The 17,270-nt window shown below is 50.2% G+C and carries 15 protein-coding genes and 1 tRNA gene; 11 read left to right on the top strand and 5 right to left on the bottom strand.

Annotated elements, in window-relative coordinates:
- Positions 1 to 64 precede the first annotated feature (64 nt).
- On the top strand, positions 65 to 1,324 hold the full coding sequence (hemA, locus tag FH755_RS06565; RefSeq protein ID WP_292439813.1) for a glutamyl-tRNA reductase: 1,260 nt from the start codon (positions 65 to 67) through the stop codon (positions 1,322 to 1,324).
- On the top strand, positions 1,321 to 2,409 hold the full coding sequence (gene prfA / locus FH755_RS06560; RefSeq protein ID WP_292439811.1) for a peptide chain release factor 1: 1,089 nt from the start codon (positions 1,321 to 1,323) through the stop codon (positions 2,407 to 2,409). The genes hemA and prfA overlap by 4 nt, the downstream gene beginning before the upstream one ends.
- Before the next feature lie 144 nt (positions 2,410 to 2,553).
- On the opposite strand, the gene hemF is transcribed toward prfA, so the two are convergent.
- The 3 genes from hemF to purD form a co-directional block, all read right to left on the bottom strand.
- Positions 2,554 to 3,462 (bottom strand): oxygen-dependent coproporphyrinogen oxidase, encoded by a 909-nt coding sequence (hemF, locus tag FH755_RS06555; protein WP_292439810.1) that lies wholly within the window; start codon positions 3,460 to 3,462, stop codon positions 2,554 to 2,556.
- Positions 3,459 to 4,013, bottom strand: coding sequence for a Sua5/YciO/YrdC/YwlC family protein (locus FH755_RS06550; RefSeq protein WP_292439808.1), 555 nt, complete (start codon positions 4,011 to 4,013; stop codon positions 3,459 to 3,461). The genes hemF and FH755_RS06550 overlap by 4 nt, the downstream gene beginning before the upstream one ends.
- Positions 4,014 to 4,227: 214 nt before the next feature.
- Positions 4,228 to 5,517 (bottom strand): phosphoribosylamine--glycine ligase, encoded by a 1,290-nt coding sequence (gene purD / locus FH755_RS06545; protein WP_292440262.1) that lies wholly within the window; start codon positions 5,515 to 5,517, stop codon positions 4,228 to 4,230.
- 164 nt (positions 5,518 to 5,681) lie between these two features.
- Here purD and FH755_RS06540 point away from each other — a divergent pair, with 164 nt between their 5' ends.
- From FH755_RS06540 to FH755_RS06520, 5 genes are all read left to right on the top strand, one after another.
- Positions 5,682 to 6,353, top strand: coding sequence for a TIGR00730 family Rossman fold protein (locus tag FH755_RS06540; protein WP_292439806.1), 672 nt, complete (start codon positions 5,682 to 5,684; stop codon positions 6,351 to 6,353).
- An 83-nt stretch (positions 6,354 to 6,436) separates the two neighbouring features.
- Complete coding sequence (gene hemN / locus FH755_RS06535) at positions 6,437 to 7,816, top strand: oxygen-independent coproporphyrinogen III oxidase (protein ID WP_292439804.1); 1,380 nt, start codon at positions 6,437 to 6,439, stop codon at positions 7,814 to 7,816.
- Positions 7,817 to 7,956: 140 nt separating this feature from the next.
- A complete protein-coding gene (locus FH755_RS06530) occupies positions 7,957 to 9,690 on the top strand; it encodes a chloride channel protein (protein WP_292439802.1) in 1,734 nt (577 codons plus the stop codon).
- A 38-nt stretch (positions 9,691 to 9,728) separates the two neighbouring features.
- Positions 9,729 to 9,815: transfer RNA gene (locus FH755_RS06525), tRNA-Leu, on the top strand.
- A gap of 289 nt (positions 9,816 to 10,104) precedes the next feature.
- Positions 10,105 to 10,320: a YdcH family protein gene (locus FH755_RS06520; protein WP_292439800.1), complete on the top strand. Its 216-nt coding sequence runs from the start codon at positions 10,105 to 10,107 to the stop codon at positions 10,318 to 10,320.
- A gap of 337 nt (positions 10,321 to 10,657) precedes the next feature.
- Here FH755_RS06520 and FH755_RS06515 read toward each other — a convergent pair whose 3' ends face one another.
- A complete protein-coding gene (locus FH755_RS06515) occupies positions 10,658 to 12,940 on the bottom strand; it encodes a retention module-containing protein (RefSeq protein ID WP_292439799.1) in 2,283 nt (760 codons plus the stop codon).
- Positions 12,941 to 13,259: 319 nt separating this feature from the next.
- On the opposite strand from FH755_RS06515, the gene FH755_RS06510 reads away from it, so the two are divergent.
- Positions 13,260 to 13,448 (top strand): DUF6435 family protein, encoded by a 189-nt coding sequence (locus FH755_RS06510; protein WP_292439796.1) that lies wholly within the window; start codon positions 13,260 to 13,262, stop codon positions 13,446 to 13,448.
- Positions 13,449 to 13,656: 208 nt separating this feature from the next.
- On the opposite strand, the gene FH755_RS06505 is transcribed toward FH755_RS06510, so the two are convergent.
- Entirely contained in the window at positions 13,657 to 14,352 is a 696-nt protein-coding gene (locus FH755_RS06505) for a VC0807 family protein (RefSeq protein ID WP_292439795.1), read from the bottom strand.
- 348 nt (positions 14,353 to 14,700) lie between these two features.
- On the opposite strand from FH755_RS06505, the gene FH755_RS06500 reads away from it, so the two are divergent.
- The 3 genes from FH755_RS06500 to FH755_RS06490 are packed head-to-tail and all read left to right on the top strand — an operon-like array spanning position 14,701 to position 17,250.
- Positions 14,701 to 16,104, top strand: coding sequence for a cytochrome ubiquinol oxidase subunit I (locus tag FH755_RS06500; RefSeq protein WP_292439793.1), 1,404 nt, complete (start codon positions 14,701 to 14,703; stop codon positions 16,102 to 16,104).
- A 2-nt stretch (positions 16,105 to 16,106) separates the two neighbouring features.
- Positions 16,107 to 17,126 (top strand): cytochrome d ubiquinol oxidase subunit II, encoded by a 1,020-nt coding sequence (cydB, locus tag FH755_RS06495; RefSeq protein WP_292439791.1) that lies wholly within the window; start codon positions 16,107 to 16,109, stop codon positions 17,124 to 17,126.
- Positions 17,110 to 17,250 (top strand): hypothetical protein, encoded by a 141-nt coding sequence (locus FH755_RS06490; RefSeq protein WP_292439789.1) that lies wholly within the window; start codon positions 17,110 to 17,112, stop codon positions 17,248 to 17,250. The genes cydB and FH755_RS06490 overlap by 17 nt, the downstream gene beginning before the upstream one ends.
- Positions 17,251 to 17,270 lie beyond the last annotated feature (20 nt).

Here is a 17,270-nt window from a genome sequence, read left to right as displayed (position 1 = left end):
CAATAAAAACGATTCAACAACGGCTGTAGAGTTTACCAGCATTTAATTACGACTTTTTCCCAATATGCATCTTGTTACCTACGGCATTAACCACAACACAGCACCCGTGCATATCCGCGAGCTGTTTGCTTTTGATGCGAGTGTATTACCCCGCGCATTGTCTGCTCTGCATGAACAGGAATCTGTGCTGGAAGTCGTGATTTTGTCCACCTGCAACCGGACCGAAATTTACTGCTGTCTTGATGTCGATTCAGACAATGAGATCCTGGCTTGGTTGCATGACTTCCACCAACTGGATAGTGAGACCATCACGCCCTATCTCTACCACTACCAGGGTGATGGCGCGATTCGTCATCTTTTGCGGGTGGCCTGCGGCCTCGACTCAATGGTGCTGGGTGAACCTCAAATTCTGGGGCAACTCAAAGACGCCTACAGTCAGTCTCTCAACGCCAAAACCCTGGGCAAATCTCTCGGCAGACTGTTCCAGCATGCCTTTGCCGTTGCCAAGCAGGTGCGCACCGATACGGCAATTGGAAACAGTCCGGTCTCGGTGGCCTTCGCTGCCGTCAGTCTGGCCAAACAGATCTTCAGTGATCTCGCCGAATCAACCGCACTGCTGATCGGTGCCGGTGACACGATTGAACTGGCTGCCCGCCACTTACATGATAATGGCATCCAACGCTTGATTATTGCCAACCGCACCGTGGAAAGAGCACACAACCTGGCCATTCAGGTCGATGGCTATGCCATCAGCCTGAGCGAGTTGCCGGCGCACCTTGCCGAAGCCGATATTGTGATCAGCTCCACTGCCAGCCAGTTACCCATTCTGGGGAAAGGTGCGGTAGAACGCGCGCTGAAGCAGCGTAAGCGCAAACCCATCTTTATGGTCGATATCGCCGTACCCCGTGACATCGAAGCTGAGGTCGGACAACTGGAAGATATCTACCTCTACTGTGTCGATGACCTCCGGGATATTATTGAAGAAAACCTGCAATCACGTCGTGATGCGGCGCTGCAGGCGGAAGAAATCATCGACAGTCAGGTGGATCATTTCCTCGCCTGGCTGCGTACACAGGATGCTGTTCCTGTCATCCGTGCCATACGAGATGGGGCGGAAGAGATAAGTAAACATTCACTTGAAAAAGCACTGCGACAGTTGGAACAAGGGCTGCCACCAGAGCAGGTGATGACCGAACTGGCCCGCAGTCTGACGAATCGTTTATTGCATGAACCCAGCCGGCAGCTTCGTCTGTCCGGTTTTGATGAAGACGGCCAGTTGCTGGACTCAGCCCGGCGTCTGTTTAATATCAAGGATAAAAAGTGAAACAGTCGATCAAGCAGAAACTGGAATCCCTTGTCGATCGTCATGAAGAAATCGCCGGCCTGCTGGCCGAACCGGACACCATGGCGAATCAGAACAAGTTTCGCAGTTTATCGCAGGAATACGCACAGTTAGAGCCTGTTGTCAGCAATTTCAATGCATATCGCGACACATTATCTGACATGGATGATGCCCGCCTGATGCTGGAAGAAGATGATGCCGAGATGCGGGAAATGGCCAAAGAGGAACTGGCCCGGGCTGAAGACAAGCTGGACGAGCTGGAACTGACGCTGCAAAAACTCCTGCTGCCGAAAGATCCTAATGATCAGCGCAATATCTATCTGGAAATCCGTGCCGGTACCGGTGGTGACGAAGCCGCCATTTTCTCTGGTGATCTGTTCCGGATGTATAGCCGCTACGCCGAATTACGCCGCTGGAAAGTGGAAGTCATCAATGCCCAGGAAGGAGAACACGGCGGTTACAAGGAAATTATCTGCCGTATCGTTGGGGAAGGCGCTTATTCACGACTGAAATTCGAATCCGGCGCACATCGGGTTCAGCGGGTACCGGAAACCGAGTCTCAGGGCCGAATTCATACTTCTGCCTGTACCGTTGCGATCCTGCCAGAAGTCGACGAGATCGACGAAGTTGATATCAACCCGGCCGATATTCGCGTCGATACTTTTCGCGCATCCGGTGCCGGTGGTCAGCACGTAAACAAAACCGATTCGGCTATCCGCATCACTCATATTCCGACCGGTATCGTGGTCGAATGTCAGGAAGAACGCTCGCAGCATAAAAACCGCGCTAAAGCGATGTCTGTACTGCAATCCCGGATTATGGCCGAACAGGTGCAGAAGCAGGAAGCCGAACAGGCCCAGACCCGTAAATCTCTGGTCGGCAGCGGCGATCGCAGTGAGCGGATCCGGACCTATAACTATCCACAGGGCCGGATTACCGACCATCGGATTAATTTGACGCTCTACAAGCTGAATGAAATTATGGCAGGTGATCTGGATCAGGTGATTGAGCCGTTGATCAACGAATATCAGGCCGATCAGCTGGCATTGCTGGCGGGAGACTCGTGAATCCACACCCGCGGATTGCACAGATGACCGCTGATTAAAAATGAAGCTCAGGTTCACTCATTACTGAGGTGTGCACATGCTTATAGCCTGATTTTTTTCCAGCCGAATAATCTATCTGATCTGCGGATAGATCTGTTGTTTCAGTTAAATCCAGTCGCGCGGCGGCAGAAAATCGGTATAAAGCTTCGCTTCCGCTGACCCCGCTTCAGGCTGCCAGTTATAGCGCCATTTCACCAGGGGTGGCAGTGACATCAGAATCGACTCGGTGCGTCCCCCTGACTGCAGGCCGAATAAAGTGCCCCGGTCATAAACCAGGTTAAATTCGACATAGCGCCCGCGTCGGTATAATTGAAAATCACGCTCTTGTTCGCCGTATGCCTGATTCATTCGCTTTCTGACAATCGGTGCATAAGCCTCGATATAGCTGTTACCGACGGATTGCAGGAAAGCAAAGCAGCGCGCAAAGCCCCATTCATTCAAGTCATCAAAAAACAGGCCGCCTACACCGCGGCATTCATCACGGTGTTTCAGATAAAAATACTCATCACACCAGGCTTTAAAACGGGGATAAATATCGTCACCAAAAGTTTCACAGGCTTTTTTGGCTGTTTGATGCCAGTGGATAACATCTTCTTCGTTACCGTAATACGGCGTTAAATCGTAACCGCCGCCAAACCACCAGATCGGCGCTTCACCGGCTTTTTCAGCAATAAAAAAACGTACATTGGCATGCGAGGTCGGCACATAAGGATTATGGGGATGAATCACCAGCGACACGCCCATCGCTTTGAAACTGCGCCCGGCAAGTTCCGGTCGGCTGGCAGTTGCTGACGCTGGCAGGTTATCGCCACTGACTTCGGAGAAGTTCACGCCGCCTTGCTCAAAAACCCTGCCGCCACTCAGAACACGGGTGCGCCCTCCGCCGCCAGCCTCGCGTTGCCATTCATCCAGCTCGAAACGAGCCTTGCCATCGATTTCTTCAAGGGCAAGGCAAATACGCTCTTGTAGTGAAAGTAAATATTCACGTACAGCATCGATATCGGGCTGACTCATCGTAAAATCGCTCCGGTTCTGGCATCGCGGATCTGGCTGGGTCTGGTAGCACCGCCGAGTGAACCCGGCATCACATAATCAAGTCCAGGCAACTGCCAGCGAACCTGATGCACATTTTTAGCAGGCCGGACACCCGCCACATTGGCACTGGTTGAGACAATCGCACCACCGAATGCCTCGCATAAATCCCGGGTCTGCTGATGCGCAGTAACACGTACCGCAATCGTGTCATGCACGCCGGTAAGCAATTCTGAAACTTCATCACGCACCGGCAGTAGCCAGGTTACCGGGCCTGGCCAGCTTTGCTGCAATTGTTTCAGGATGTCTGCCGGCACCGGTTGAATAAAGTCCTGCAGCTGGTTGAAGTCTGACGCTATCAGGATCAAGCCCTTTTCCCAGGGTCGCTGTTTGATTTCCAGTAAATCCAGCAGGGCATCTTCGTCCCAGGGATCACAACCCACGCCGTAAACCGCCTCGGTAGGGTAGGCGATAATACCGCCAGCCTCCAATGTTTCCACGGCACGTCTCAGCCGCCAGTTGATTGTTGTCATTGCTGTGTCCACAAAAATACCGCCAAAGCGGTATTGTAAATGACATTACTCATGAGTTCAGACTGATACCGGTTTTATCCTAAAAAGCCGGTTCTGAAAAGGATCCGCCTACTTACCGGGTAACGGGTGGCGGGACTCCCACCAACTCATCTTCGTGAGCGCAGCGAGGCAATCCACTCCCGCTCAGAACAGCCGACTTAAAACCTCTGTATGGCTATGACGCCTGTTCGCGGGCTACAGCCCGATAAGCAATATCGGTTCTGTAGTATGCATCATTCCAGCTGATTTCTCTCAGTGAGTCATAGGCAGCGGCCTTCGCCTCAGCGACTGTCTTGCCCAATGCCGTCACACATAACACACGACCACCATTCGTCACGACCTCATCACCATGACTGGCGGTCCCGGCATGAAAGACCTTGCTGCCTTTGGTTTCCGCCTTGTCGATTCCGGAAATCACATCGCCCTTGCGGTAGACATCGGGATAACCGCCTGCCGCCATGACCACGCCGACTGCCGCACGCGGATCCCAGTGCGCATTGACTTCGTTCAAGCGGGCATCCAGCGCGGCTTCACATAATTCAACCAGGTCTGAACGCAAACGCATCAATATCGGCTGTGTTTCCGGATCACCGAAACGGCAGTTATATTCCACCACTTTCGGTGCGCCGTTGTCATCGATCATCAGCCCCGCATAGAGGAAGCCAACATAAGGGCGGCCATCCGCAGCCATCCCTTTCACAGTCGGCTCAATGACTTCAGCCATAATGCGCTGGTAGACCGCATCGGTCACCACCGGTGCCGGAGAATACGCTCCCATACCACCAGTGTTAGGTCCTTTATCGCCGTTATCACGGGCTTTGTGATCCTGTGATGTCGCCAGTGGCAGAATATGTTCTCCGTCCACCATAACGATAAAGCTGGCTTCTTCGCCGGTCATAAATTCTTCAATCACTACGCGATGACCGGCATCGCCGAATTTATTACCCGACAGCATATCTTCAACCGCTTCGATGGCTTCGGCTTCGGTCTGCGCGACAATCACGCCTTTACCCGCTGCCAGGCCATCAGCCTTCACCACTATCGGTGCACCTTCAGCACGGATATAGTCTTTGGCCTGTTCTACATCGGTAAACACTTTATAGGCCGCCGTCGGAATCTTGTGGCGGGCCAGAAAGTCCTTGGTGAAGCTTTTTGACGCTTCCAGTTCAGCCGCCGCCTTGCTGGGGCCAAAGCAACGGAGACCGGCATCCTTAAAGGCATCAACAACCCCCATGACCAATGGCACTTCCGGCCCGACCACGGTCAGGTCAATGGCATTGTCTTTAGCGAAAGCCACCAGGCCATCAATATCTTCCACCTTGATATCGACATTACTGATACCGGGCTCATTGGCAGTGCCGGGGTTACCCGGTGCGACAAAGACTTCCGGTTGTTTTGGAGATTGACTGAGTTTCCAGGCCAGCGCGTGTTCGCGTCCGCCATTGCCGATAACAAGAACTTTCATAGATTCGCCGAAAATGTCTGCTGAAAAGCCGATAATAATACCGTAGATAGCCTGATTTCTAAACAAAAGCTGTTCGCCTTCTACCCCGGCGAAGCGCAATTGCAAAGCCTGCTACTATTAATTATCTTGAAACCGGATGACCGGAGACAAAAAGGACCGAATGCGTGGAAGATTTGAAAACCTCGGAAGCCTGGCGGGTATTTCGTATCCAGGCGGAATTGATAGATGGGATCGAAACGCTCAATGAACTGGGCCCGGCTGTTTCTATCTTCGGCAGTGCGCGGCTGACTGAAGACTCTCCCTATTATGATGATGCCCGGCAAGTGGCGCGAAGCCTCTCACAGGACGGTATTTCGGTCATTACCGGCGGCGGCCCGGGCATTATGGGCGCGGCTAACGAAGGCGCTTTGAACCAGGGCAGTCGCTCTGTCGGCCTCAATATTGAGCTGCCCCATGAGCAAATCGCCAACCCCAGTCAGGACACCCGGCTCAGTTTCCGTTACTTCTTTGTTCGCAAGCTGATGTTTGTTAAATACTCGATTGGTTACGTCGTATTCCCCGGCGGTTTCGGTACGCTGGATGAATTCTTCGAAGCCCTGACCCTGATGCAAACCCAGAAAATACGGCACTTCCCGGTCATACTCTATGGCTCATCCTTCTGGCAGGGACTGCTTGACTGGCTGAAAGACCAGATGGTGGGCCTGGGCTGTATCGATCCGGACGATATATTCCTGTTTCGCGTTGTTGATACACCCGAGGAAGCCCTGCCTATTATCAAAGCGCACGTCGACAGCCTTTCCGAGCGCTCAGAAGGCGATCAGCGTTCAACGATTTGATCCAGGTCAAGACAGGTCCAATCAGGCCAGAATTAAAGGCCTTGTGACGTTATACTCTGCTCAAAAATTGAGCAGGTTTGATTATGAGTGACACCCTCCAGTTCGACGTTGATTTGATCCAGCGTTATGACAATGCCGGCCCGCGTTATACCTCTTACCCGACCGCGGTCGAGTTTCACGAAGGCTTCAACGCCGCCAGCTACCAGAAGCATATCGATCTCTCCAACCGGCGCGGTGGCCCGCTGTCTCTGTATTACCATTTGCCTTTCTGCGACACGGTCTGCTTTTACTGCGCCTGCAACAAAGTCATCACCAAAAACCGCGCCCATGCCGAGCCCTATCTGCAAAACCTGTACAGGGAAATGGCGATGCAGGCCGAGTTATTTGATAACAGTCGCATTGTCGAACAACTGCACTGGGGCGGCGGTACCCCGACATTTATCAGCCACCAGCAGATGCAGGAGCTGATGCGTGTCACCCGCCAATTATTCACACTGGCCGATGACGATTCCGGTGAATTCTCCATTGAAGTGGACCCGCGTGAAGCGGATGCCGAAACCATAGCGCTGCTGCGTGAGCTTGGCTTTAACCGGCTCAGCCTGGGACTGCAGGACTTCAATCCGCAGGTGCAAAAAGCCGTTAACCGGATTCAGACTGAGGCAGAAACTTTTGGTGTGCTGGAAGCCGCCCGCCGGGAAGGCTTTCGCAGTATCAGCCTGGATCTGATTTATGGTCTGCCGCATCAGACGGTCAACAGTTTTAATGAGACCCTGGACAAAGTTATTGCTGCATCACCGGACCGCCTGTCCGTTTTCAACTACGCGCATATGCCCGAGCGCTTCAAAACCCAGCGACAGATCAGAAACGACGATTTACCCCTGGCCGGCGAAAAGCTGGATATTCTGCAAAGCACCATCGAAAAACTGACCGATGCAGGCTATGTTTATATCGGCATGGATCATTTCGCCAAGCCGGACGATGAGCTGACTCTTGCACAGCAGAAAAAGCAGCTTTATCGTAATTTTCAGGGTTATTCCACCCATGCTGAATGCGATCTGATTGGTTTCGGCGTCACCTCTATCAGCATGATCGGTGACTCATACAGCCAGAATGTCAGAACCCTGCTGGAATATGACAGCGCTATCAAAGCCGCTGATCTTGCCATCTTCCGGGGTGTCGAGCTGGATCAGGATGACAAACTGCGACGCGACATCATCTCCCAGCTGATCTGTCACTTCTCACTTGATATCGCCGACATTGAACGCCGCTACCCAATCGATTTTGCCGAGTATTTCCACACGGTCTTCCCGCAACTGGAACAATTTGCCCGTGACGGGCTGTTGCAGTATAACGGGGAACACATTGCGGTATTGCCGGCCGGGCGTCTGTTGATCCGCCATATCTGTATGGCTTTCGATAAATACAGTCAGGTCACACAGCAGCGCTTTTCCAAAGTAATTTAAATCCGGCAAGCACACTTAGCCAGTCAGCACCGCTTCAGCTACACTGAACTACAGCAATCGCGGTCCCTTCTTCCACGGAGGATATCGGGGAGGGGGCGCCGCAACTCTAATACTTATTCTAAACGGGTAAACTAGGCGAGATGCTGGAGAAAATCAGACAATATTTCATATTCGGTGATTCGGCAGTCAAACTCTACGGCCTCGCTATCCTCACCGGCCTGTTGGCAAGCCTCGTTATCATCGCCTTGCGGCTTTTTATCGACTCCGGCCAGATTCTGATTTTTCCCACCGCCAAAGTCGAAGACTTTGCCAACCTGCCCTGGCCATGGGTGCTGGGACTACCGATAGCTGGCGGACTGTTAATTGGCTTGCTACTTTACGGGCTGAAACCTGAGGAACGTAACACCGGCGTCGTCCATGTCATTGAACGGCTATCCTCACATCAGGGTCGACTGCCCTGGCAGAATGCTTTACGCCAGTTTTTCGGTGCCGGTATTGCCCTCATTACCGGTCACTCAGTCGGTCGTGAAGGTCCCAGCGTTCACCTGGGCGCGGCCAGTGGCAGTCAGCTTGCCACCCTGCTGGAACTGCCCAATAACAGTGTACGCATTCTGGTCGCTTGTGGCGCCGCTGCCGCCATCGCTGCCTCATTTAATACCCCTGTAGCCGGTGTGATCTTCGCGATGGAAGTCATCATGATGGAATATCACATCGCCAGTTTTATTCCGATCATCCTGTCTTCGGTAACCGGTGCGGTATTGAGTCGCCTAACCTTCGGCGAAAGCGCGATTTTTGCCAATTTATCAGCCGACATGCAGTCTTTATGGGAAATTCCTTACATCGTACTGATGGGCATTGTTATCGGCGGCCTTGCTACCCTGTTCCTGCGCAGTCTCAGCTTTTTCTCCGGTCTGTTCCTAAAGCACCCGTTCTGGCTGCGTACCACCTATGCCGGTATTCTGGTGGGACTCATCGGCTTGTTAGTGCCCGAAGTCATGGGCATGAGCTACAGCATTATCAGTGGCATCTCGACCAATGAAGCGGCTTTATCCGCATTGATTGTGCTGATGATGCTGAAACTAGTCCTGTCCACAGCCTGCGTTGGGTTCGGCATTCCCGCCGGGCTAATTGGTCCGACCCTGGTTGTTGGGGCCTGCGCCGGCGCCGCATTGGGTATTGTCGGTAGCGCGGTATTTCCGGACCAGTCTTCCACCATGACTTTCTATGCGGTTATCGGCATGTGCGCGATGATGGGGGCCACGCTCAAAGCGCCACTGGCCGCCTTACTGGCCATGCTCGAACTCACCGGTAATCCCAATATTATTCTGCCCGGCATGCTCGCTATCGTTTTTGCCAGTCTGATCAACCATGAATACTTCAAACAGGATCCGCTGTTTATGAAACTGCTGCGCACCCGCGGGCTAGATTATCGGCATGATCCGATCACCCAGACCTTGCGCCGAATCAGTGTCGCCAATGCCATGCAGCGTAACTTCATCATCCTGTCACAACATGTCAGCACGCAGGCTGCCGTGCATGCCCTTGAGTCGAACCCTGACTGGGTCTTAATCAAAAATGAAAAAGAAACCGTGGCCCTGATGCCGGCCGGTGATCTGGCCCGTGCCGTCAGTACCGAGGAAGGCGAGGAAATCGATCTGATGCAGATCCCGGCCAACCGTCGCAATGTGCATAAAATCTCGCTACACACCAGCCTGCGCGAGGCGGTCGAGGTATTAAATCAGAATGACGTGGAAGCGCTGTATGTGACCCGGATGACAGCCCCGATGATCGAAAGAACCTACGGCATCCTGACCCGTGAAACCATCGAATCACACTACCAGTTACCTTATGCTGTGACGGCCAAACACCAATAGTCCAATCTCAGTTAATGCGTTATAATGCGCGGCTTGTTGCCCAGGTGGTGAAATTGGTAGACACAAGGGACTTAAAATCCCTCGGCCTTGCGGCCGTGCCGGTTCGATTCCGGCCCTGGGCACCATCAAATATCAAAGCCTCGATGCGGAAACGTGTTGGGGCTTTTTTTATATCAAAATGAGATTTCTCTAAATGAGAAAAAGCTCTCTCATTGAAGTTATGAAAATGCCCATTTCGAATTAACGATCAAGCCAAGCAGTTTGATGATCTACATCAATGACAAGATCCCGCCAGACTCCTATGCTTAATGCATTAAATTAACAACTGAAGAGGCTTAACACATCTAACCAAGGCTCTATCAGCACTGATAATCAGCAATTTCTTTAAGCGAAGAAACATATTGGAGATAAAACATGTTCCCCGAACATCGTGACCTGATCACCAAACTTAAAAATAAGGATCACCATTTCACACAGCTGTTTGAAAAACACAACGAACTTGACCAGAAAATTCAAAACATGGAAGCACAGATTGTGCATGTAAGCCATGATGAGATTGAGGGGCTTAAAAAACAGAAACTGAAAATCAAGGACGAATTGTTTGCTTATTTAGAGTCGCTCAGTTCTTAATCGCTCGTCGTGGAATTTCGCGCCGAAGAATATGCAGTATTCATAAGTTAAACTGCGGTAAAGCTCAGAATAGTCTCGAAAAAAGCGCTATAGGTTCAGCCAGAGTATCTATGGCGTGGTAAGCCTAGAAAGACTGGTATTTCTAGGGCCTAATCCCCCTCAAAAACCTCGAGTTCTAATTGAATCCCTTGGCCTTGCGGCCGTGCCGGTTCAGTTCCGCCCCTGAACGCCATCAATAATTCAAAAGCCCAATGCGGAAACGCATTGGGCTTTCTTATTTTCAATCGATAAAAAAGGGTAAGACGCCACGCTAATTTAGCATGGGTTGATAACTATCTCAGCTTTGCTCAACCACTAAATCACCATCAATAATCAGTGTGGAAAGATCGGTAAAGTCACCTGCTACAACAATCGTTTGTGTTGCTGTTGCTGTATCTTGCGCGGCATCACCATTATTGTAAACTTCAAAAGTGGTGTGAGTGCCATCAAAGCTTGCTTTCAGGTAATCATCGAGGCTGTGTACACCACCGATATCCAGTGCGCCTTCCGGATCCAGAAGCTGGGATATATCAATCACATCACTGCCTTGCTCAAAGTCAGTCAGTGTATCAGTGCCCGATTCTCCTGCATCCCAGACCAAGTGATCATTACCGTCACCAGTGGTAATAGTATCGTCACCACTACCACTTTTGATGACATCATCTCCACTGGTACCCATCAGTACATCATCTGAAGAAGTCCCTGTGATAGCTTCCAGTGATAATTCAGAGCCATATTCGCCCTTCAGAACAAGGTCAAAAGACTGACTGGCTGAATCTCCATCTGTATCCTCAATTTCAACAGTGATACCGTGATATTCGAGATCACCTGGGACAGTCTGCAGTGTTGTCGTCACTGAAATATCGTTTAGACGAAATCCATCATTATGATCCTGAGCCGAGGAATCACTTTCTACGTCCACAGCCCAGAATGAGCTGCTGCCAGTGAGATTGGAGCCAAAACCATTGAGTTCATCAATATGGATCAATTGATTGGATTCGGCTGAGACCTGAAACGTCTCATAGTCAGTCATGGCTTGATCATAATAGACGGTAATGTTGAGTCCAACATTACCCTCGGAAGGCCCGCCTGTGAAACCATTCGCCACAAAACTAAAATTGCCGACAGGGCGATCAAACGTGAATGTGATCGACTCTGAAACATCAATCTGATTGTCATCTACAGCCCAGCCTCTGTTACTGGGATTAACCTCATCTTGAGGCTCGTTTGCCACACTATCGCCATCGCTGCCAGTAATCGCTACATTCAAGTCTTCAGTATTGATATATTTGACCAGTTCGGGGCCTGAGGCAGTGGCCGATTTCGTCAGCAATGGAATCGTTTGCGTATCATAGTCACGGTTGAATACCTGTAAATTGTCGTGACCATCCGCATTCAAGGTCAATGTTGCAGCGACCTCCTCCCCATCGAAGAAATTGATAATGATACTGTCCTGACTCTGAGAGACGACTTCTGCGTTAACGCCATCAGGGATGGTGACGGCAGCGTTCTCAAAACCATCTGCACCCAAAACCCAGTCAGCCAGCTGTATATCGTCATACACCATTTGATCCGGCTCAGAGTTATATGCCGTTACCGATACCAGTGTGCCGGTATCTGCATCATCATTAACCACTCTGAATACCGGGGAGTCATCGATCACTTGAAACGCCACAGCCACGGGTGAGGAGAAGTTAATACCATCATCAGACACAGCCAGACTGAAAAAGTCTTTTTCGTCGGTATTTTCAATATCAACAGCTGGATTAGTGAGGTGATATTCGAATATCGCTTTGCCTGTCTCACTGTCGTAATCAATGATAATGAGCTGGCCGTATTGCCCCTGAATCAGGTTGTCGCTGCCCAGGTCATCAATGTCGATGGTAGTGCTGTTAATTTTGACGTGGGTAATGTCATCAACCCCATCAGGGTCGAAAAGTGAGAAGCTTCCCGTCATTGTGTGAATGGTTTTGCCAACGTTTGAGCCTGACGGTAAGCCGGCTTCAAAAAGCAGGCCGGTCTGCCCTTCATTCACAATGAGTGTAGGGGGCTGATTCTCTACCGGCACATCATTGTCTGGCTGATTGACAGGATCATTACCCTCTTGCTCAGTGACGATAATGTCTTCTTCAGGAAAGCTATATTGATTCGTCACGCCAGTTGTATCAAAACCGGCTTCCGGGGTAACTTCAGGGTTAAGGTAATCGACAAAAACCGCCTCATGTCCCTCATTGCCAGTTTGAACTCCGGCACCTGCTGCCGTTGCCTCTTCATTGACTGTCGGATCCCCCCCTTCCAACAAGGCCTGCTGAATAGCTTCAACATCCGCGCTGGTTGATTCCTCAACTGTTTCTGAGAATGAAGCGTCATCTATCAGGCTTTTTAGTGAAACCTCTGAGTTTCTGCCTAGATCTATTGTTTGATTATTGGCCAGACCAATTTCGACAAGACCATCTTCACCAGTAATGATGACGTCATCATCGAAAATTGGGTCTTGTATCCGAAGCGTTCTCGAGTCATTGGTGTTAGTTGCAATGACATCTCCAGATAGTGCTGTGACTGTACCCAATTGCTTAGCCATGACTACTCTCCTCAAATGCAGGTCTGGGCTTATTCAGATTATCATCATGTAATCATATACATGTTGCGTCTTCCACCCCGATTCGGCCCCTATCTTATCAGCAATTACATATAAACCTCAGTAAAAATAAGGTTTTTATTTATCTCTATGTAATTGCCATCCGTATTTGAGTCAAATTGGCTATCCAGCTTGAATGTTCATGAAACGGTTCTTGAACGTTTATTTACGATGTTGGTCTTCTTATATCCAATGGTAACCGTCAATCAATATCGTGATCGTCTGCTAAACCTAAAACCCTCTACTAACAGGTAGCTCATCCATGCTGTCATTTTTCAAATCTGTCCCCCTCAAAAAGCTAAAAAAGGCTCATGCTAAGAAGCTGGAACAGGCAATGCATGCGCAAAGAAAAGGAGACATACGCAGTTTTGCCACAATCACCAGTGAGGCCGAGGAGTTGAAGCGAGAAATCCAAAAATTACAACAGGAGTCTGCTCAGGAAAAAGCTTGATGAGAGTCACTCAGCCTTGCTCATACCGCCTGATTCAGACCGCGCTTATGAATATACTTTTTTAGCCTGAAAGCGGAAATGTAAAAGCTGTCTAATCGATCAAAGCTGAGAGTCTTCAGAGGCTTTGTGTGAGTGTTTAATCAGCCACTGCTCACTAAAGGCTGTCTCATTCAAAGCGACCATACTCAAATCAACATGGAATAGAGGACTACTTAGACCGAACGACCTGTTCCAGCTTGAGCCCGGTCAAATCACGAATGCTTTGCCATAAATAATAAAGTATGCCCATTGTCATGAGCATCGATGGCACAGCAATAACCGGATAACTGTACAGGGTCAGCTGGCCCAGTTCCTCATTGAAGGCCTCGGTCCCGGCCGGACTTGTCACTATGGTTTTGGCCAGGACATAATTCATGACAGCCGAAAAAGCAAAAGACCCCGCCACAAAATAAGTGGCCTTCATCAGGCGATCTTCAAACTGGTGACGGTTATTGGATTGCTCCAGCTTCTCTTCAATGAGTTTGATATTCATCACCGCCGGGTTGTACAGAAAAGTTCTCACTAAAGGATAAGGCGTAAATACAGAGAGCAGCACCGCAATACCAATCAGCCCGGGCACAGCTGCCTCCTTAACCGCCAGCCATTTCACATCCAGCGCCAGCAGGCCAATACCCCCTGTCAGTAAAATGCTGATCAAACCCAGCAAGGCGATAAAGTTAAATTTTCGATACTTGATCAAATCAAACAGGCCCCAGCCCAAGGGAAAAGCAAGTGCAATAATTAAACCGCCTGTGGGCCCGAAATACTCCTCTGTACTGAATTTCATCAGAATAATGGAAGGTAGAATGATACTGAGCAGGAGGTCCAGCATCGAGTTGGATTTCTGATTTGGTGATCTATTCATTTGTCTTTTTGCGTTAATTTTTTTATTTCTCAAGCCCTGGTCATCAAGACAACCAAGCAGCAGAGAAATTGCTTGGCCAAACTTTATAAACTGACTTTTTCTGCCTTCAATTTCGCTTAAATGCCCGCTAAATGCTACCGGTCCGGGTTAAAAAAGCAATTGAAAACGCCACATAATCTCAAACAACGCTCCGAATAATTCGCTTTTGTTCACTCCACTCCGGTCACCCTGCTGAACACAACATAAAATTTCTTTCTATATTTATGCATAATCCTGAATATTATTGTCTTGGCTGCGAGTCACATATTTGACTTGCTGACTCTGCGAATATGATGAATGGGATTTGAAATGACCGGACTGGAACTCGACCCCGTACTGCTTTCTCGATTGCAATTTGCTTTCACCATCAGCTTCCACATCATTTTCCCGGCATTCACCATCGGCCTGGCCAGTTGGCTGGCGGTGGTGGAAGGACTTTACCTGAAAACAGGGCGTCAGGTTTATCAGGACATCTACATGATGTGGATAAAAATCTTCGCGGTCTGTTTTGGTATGGGGGTGGTCTCCGGAGTAGTACTTTCCTACCAGATCGGCACCAACTGGTCGGTTTTCTCGGACAAAGTCGGCAATGTCATTGGCCCCTTGCTGGGGTATGAGGTGTTAACGGCATTTTTTCTGGAAGCTTCATTCCTGGGCATCATGCTGTTTGGCTGGGGCAGAGTCAGTCAAAAAATGCATTTCGCATCAACCGTCATCGTAGCTATCGGCACCATCATTTCTGCCTTCTGGATCTTGTCGGCCAATAGCTGGATGCAAACACCGCAAGGTTTCGAGATCGGGGCTGATGGCATCCTGTATCCCACCAATTGGTTGGAGGTTATTTTCAACCCCTCTTTTCCTGTCCGTTTTTTTCATATGCTGACCGCGGCCTATCTGACCACGGCTTTTGTTGTCAGCGGTGTGAGCGCATTCTATTTATGGCGTAAAGTCCATATTGAACATGCCAGGGTCATGTTTGCCATGGCGATGCTGATTGCGGTCTTTGTCGCACCGGTGCAACTGCTGATTGGCCATGCGCATGGTGAAAACACCCTGCATCATCAGCCGATTAAAGTGGCTGCCATGGAAGGTAACTGGGAACAGGGCGCAGATAAACCGCTTTATCTGTTTGGCATACCCAACGAAGAGAATGAAAGCACGGATTACGGCGTGACGATTCCTGGCGGTGCCAGCTGGATATTGACGGGTTCAACCGATGGCATCATTCCCGGACTCAAGGATGTCCCGAAGGATGAGCGCCCGCCAGTATCGGCGGTTTTCTGGTCATTCCGGGTGATGGTCGGTATCGGTATGGCCATGATTTTCACCGGTATTATTGCCGTCATCCTGTTCTTTAAAAAGCGCTTATTCGAATCCAGAAAGTTTCAGCTCTGGTGTATGGCCATGACGCCCAGTGGCTTCATTGCTGTATTAGCAGGCTGGTTTGTGACCGAAATCGGTCGGCAACCCTTCATCGTGTATGGGGTATTAAAAACGAGTGAGAGCATATCACCCGTGATAGCTGAACAAATATTTCTGAGTCTGTTGATATTCATTGTGGTGTACACAGTGATATTCGGCGCCGGCAGCTATTACATTCTGAAACTGATTGCAAAAGGTCCGCTGCAGTCCAGGCAGGCGGAAGGCTATTATCAACATGGCCATGAGAACATTGCTCCGCTCATTGCCAGTGATCGTTCAGGGGGTGCGTAATTATGTTTGATTTTTCATCATGGCTGGACTTGCCTCTGATCTGGGCCGGGTTGATTGCTGCCGCAATATTCATTTATGTACTGCTCGACGGCTTTGATCTCGGCTGCGGCATCCTGTTTCCCTTCGCGCCGTCTGATAAATCCCGCGACACCATCATGAACTCTATTGCCCCTTTCTGGGACGGCAATGAGACCTGGCTGGTGTTAGGCGGAGGTGGGCTATTTGCGGCTTTCCCGCTTGCTTACGCAATACTGATGCCCGCGTTTTACCTGCCGGTGATATTGATGCTACTGGGGCTCATTCTAAGAGGTGTCGCCTTTGAGTTTCGTTTTAAAACCGAAGGACGCGACCGCAAGCTATGGGACTTATCCTTTCACGTCGGCTCCATGCTGGCTGCTTTTATGCAGGGGGTTATTCTCGGCAATATTGTCCAGGGCGTTGATGTTGCTCAGCGAAGCTTTGCAGGCGGCCCGCTCGATTGGGCAAATGGCTTTGCCACGGTGACCGGCATAGCGCTGGTCTTTGGCTATGCACTGATTGGTGCAACCTGGCTGATCTGGAAGACTGAAAACGACACGCAAATCTGGGCGCGGCGAATTGCCAGTTATGTCAGTGCCTATGTCATTCTCGGGATGCTTATTGTCAGTGTGTATATGCCCTTGAGTGATGCCCGCATCGAGACACTCTGGTTCAGTTTACCCAATATCTTCTATCTGGCGCCGATTCCAATTCTGACGCTGGCCGCGTTCTTGCTCCTGTGGCGGACAATACACAGCAGCCGGGAAGTGAGTCCGTTCTTGTTGACGATGGTGATATTTCTGCTGGGCTATGTCGGTGTGCTGATCAGCATCTATCCCTGGATAGTGCCTTTCAGCTTTACGCTATGGGATGCGGCGGCTGCCGCCACATCACAGTCTTTGCTTCTGATCGGAACCGCCGTGTTGCTGCCGGTTATTCTGGCCTACACGGCCTATAGCTATTATGTTTTCAGAGGAAAGACCAGTGATGAAATGCATTACTGATTTCATTAACCGGCATTTTACCAAGAAGCAGCGTCAGTGGATCTGGTTTGTCGCCTTGTGGTGCTTTGGTCTGATCGCTGCCTTTACGCTGGGCAGCTTGATCAGAATACTGATGGGCTTATGAACAACGCCTATGCTTCATAT

The sequence above is a fragment of the Methylophaga sp. genome, from assembly GCF_009711715.1.
GTDB lineage: Bacteria > Pseudomonadota > Gammaproteobacteria > Nitrosococcales > Methylophagaceae > Methylophaga.
This window is presented reverse-complemented; position numbering and strand designations above follow the sequence as displayed.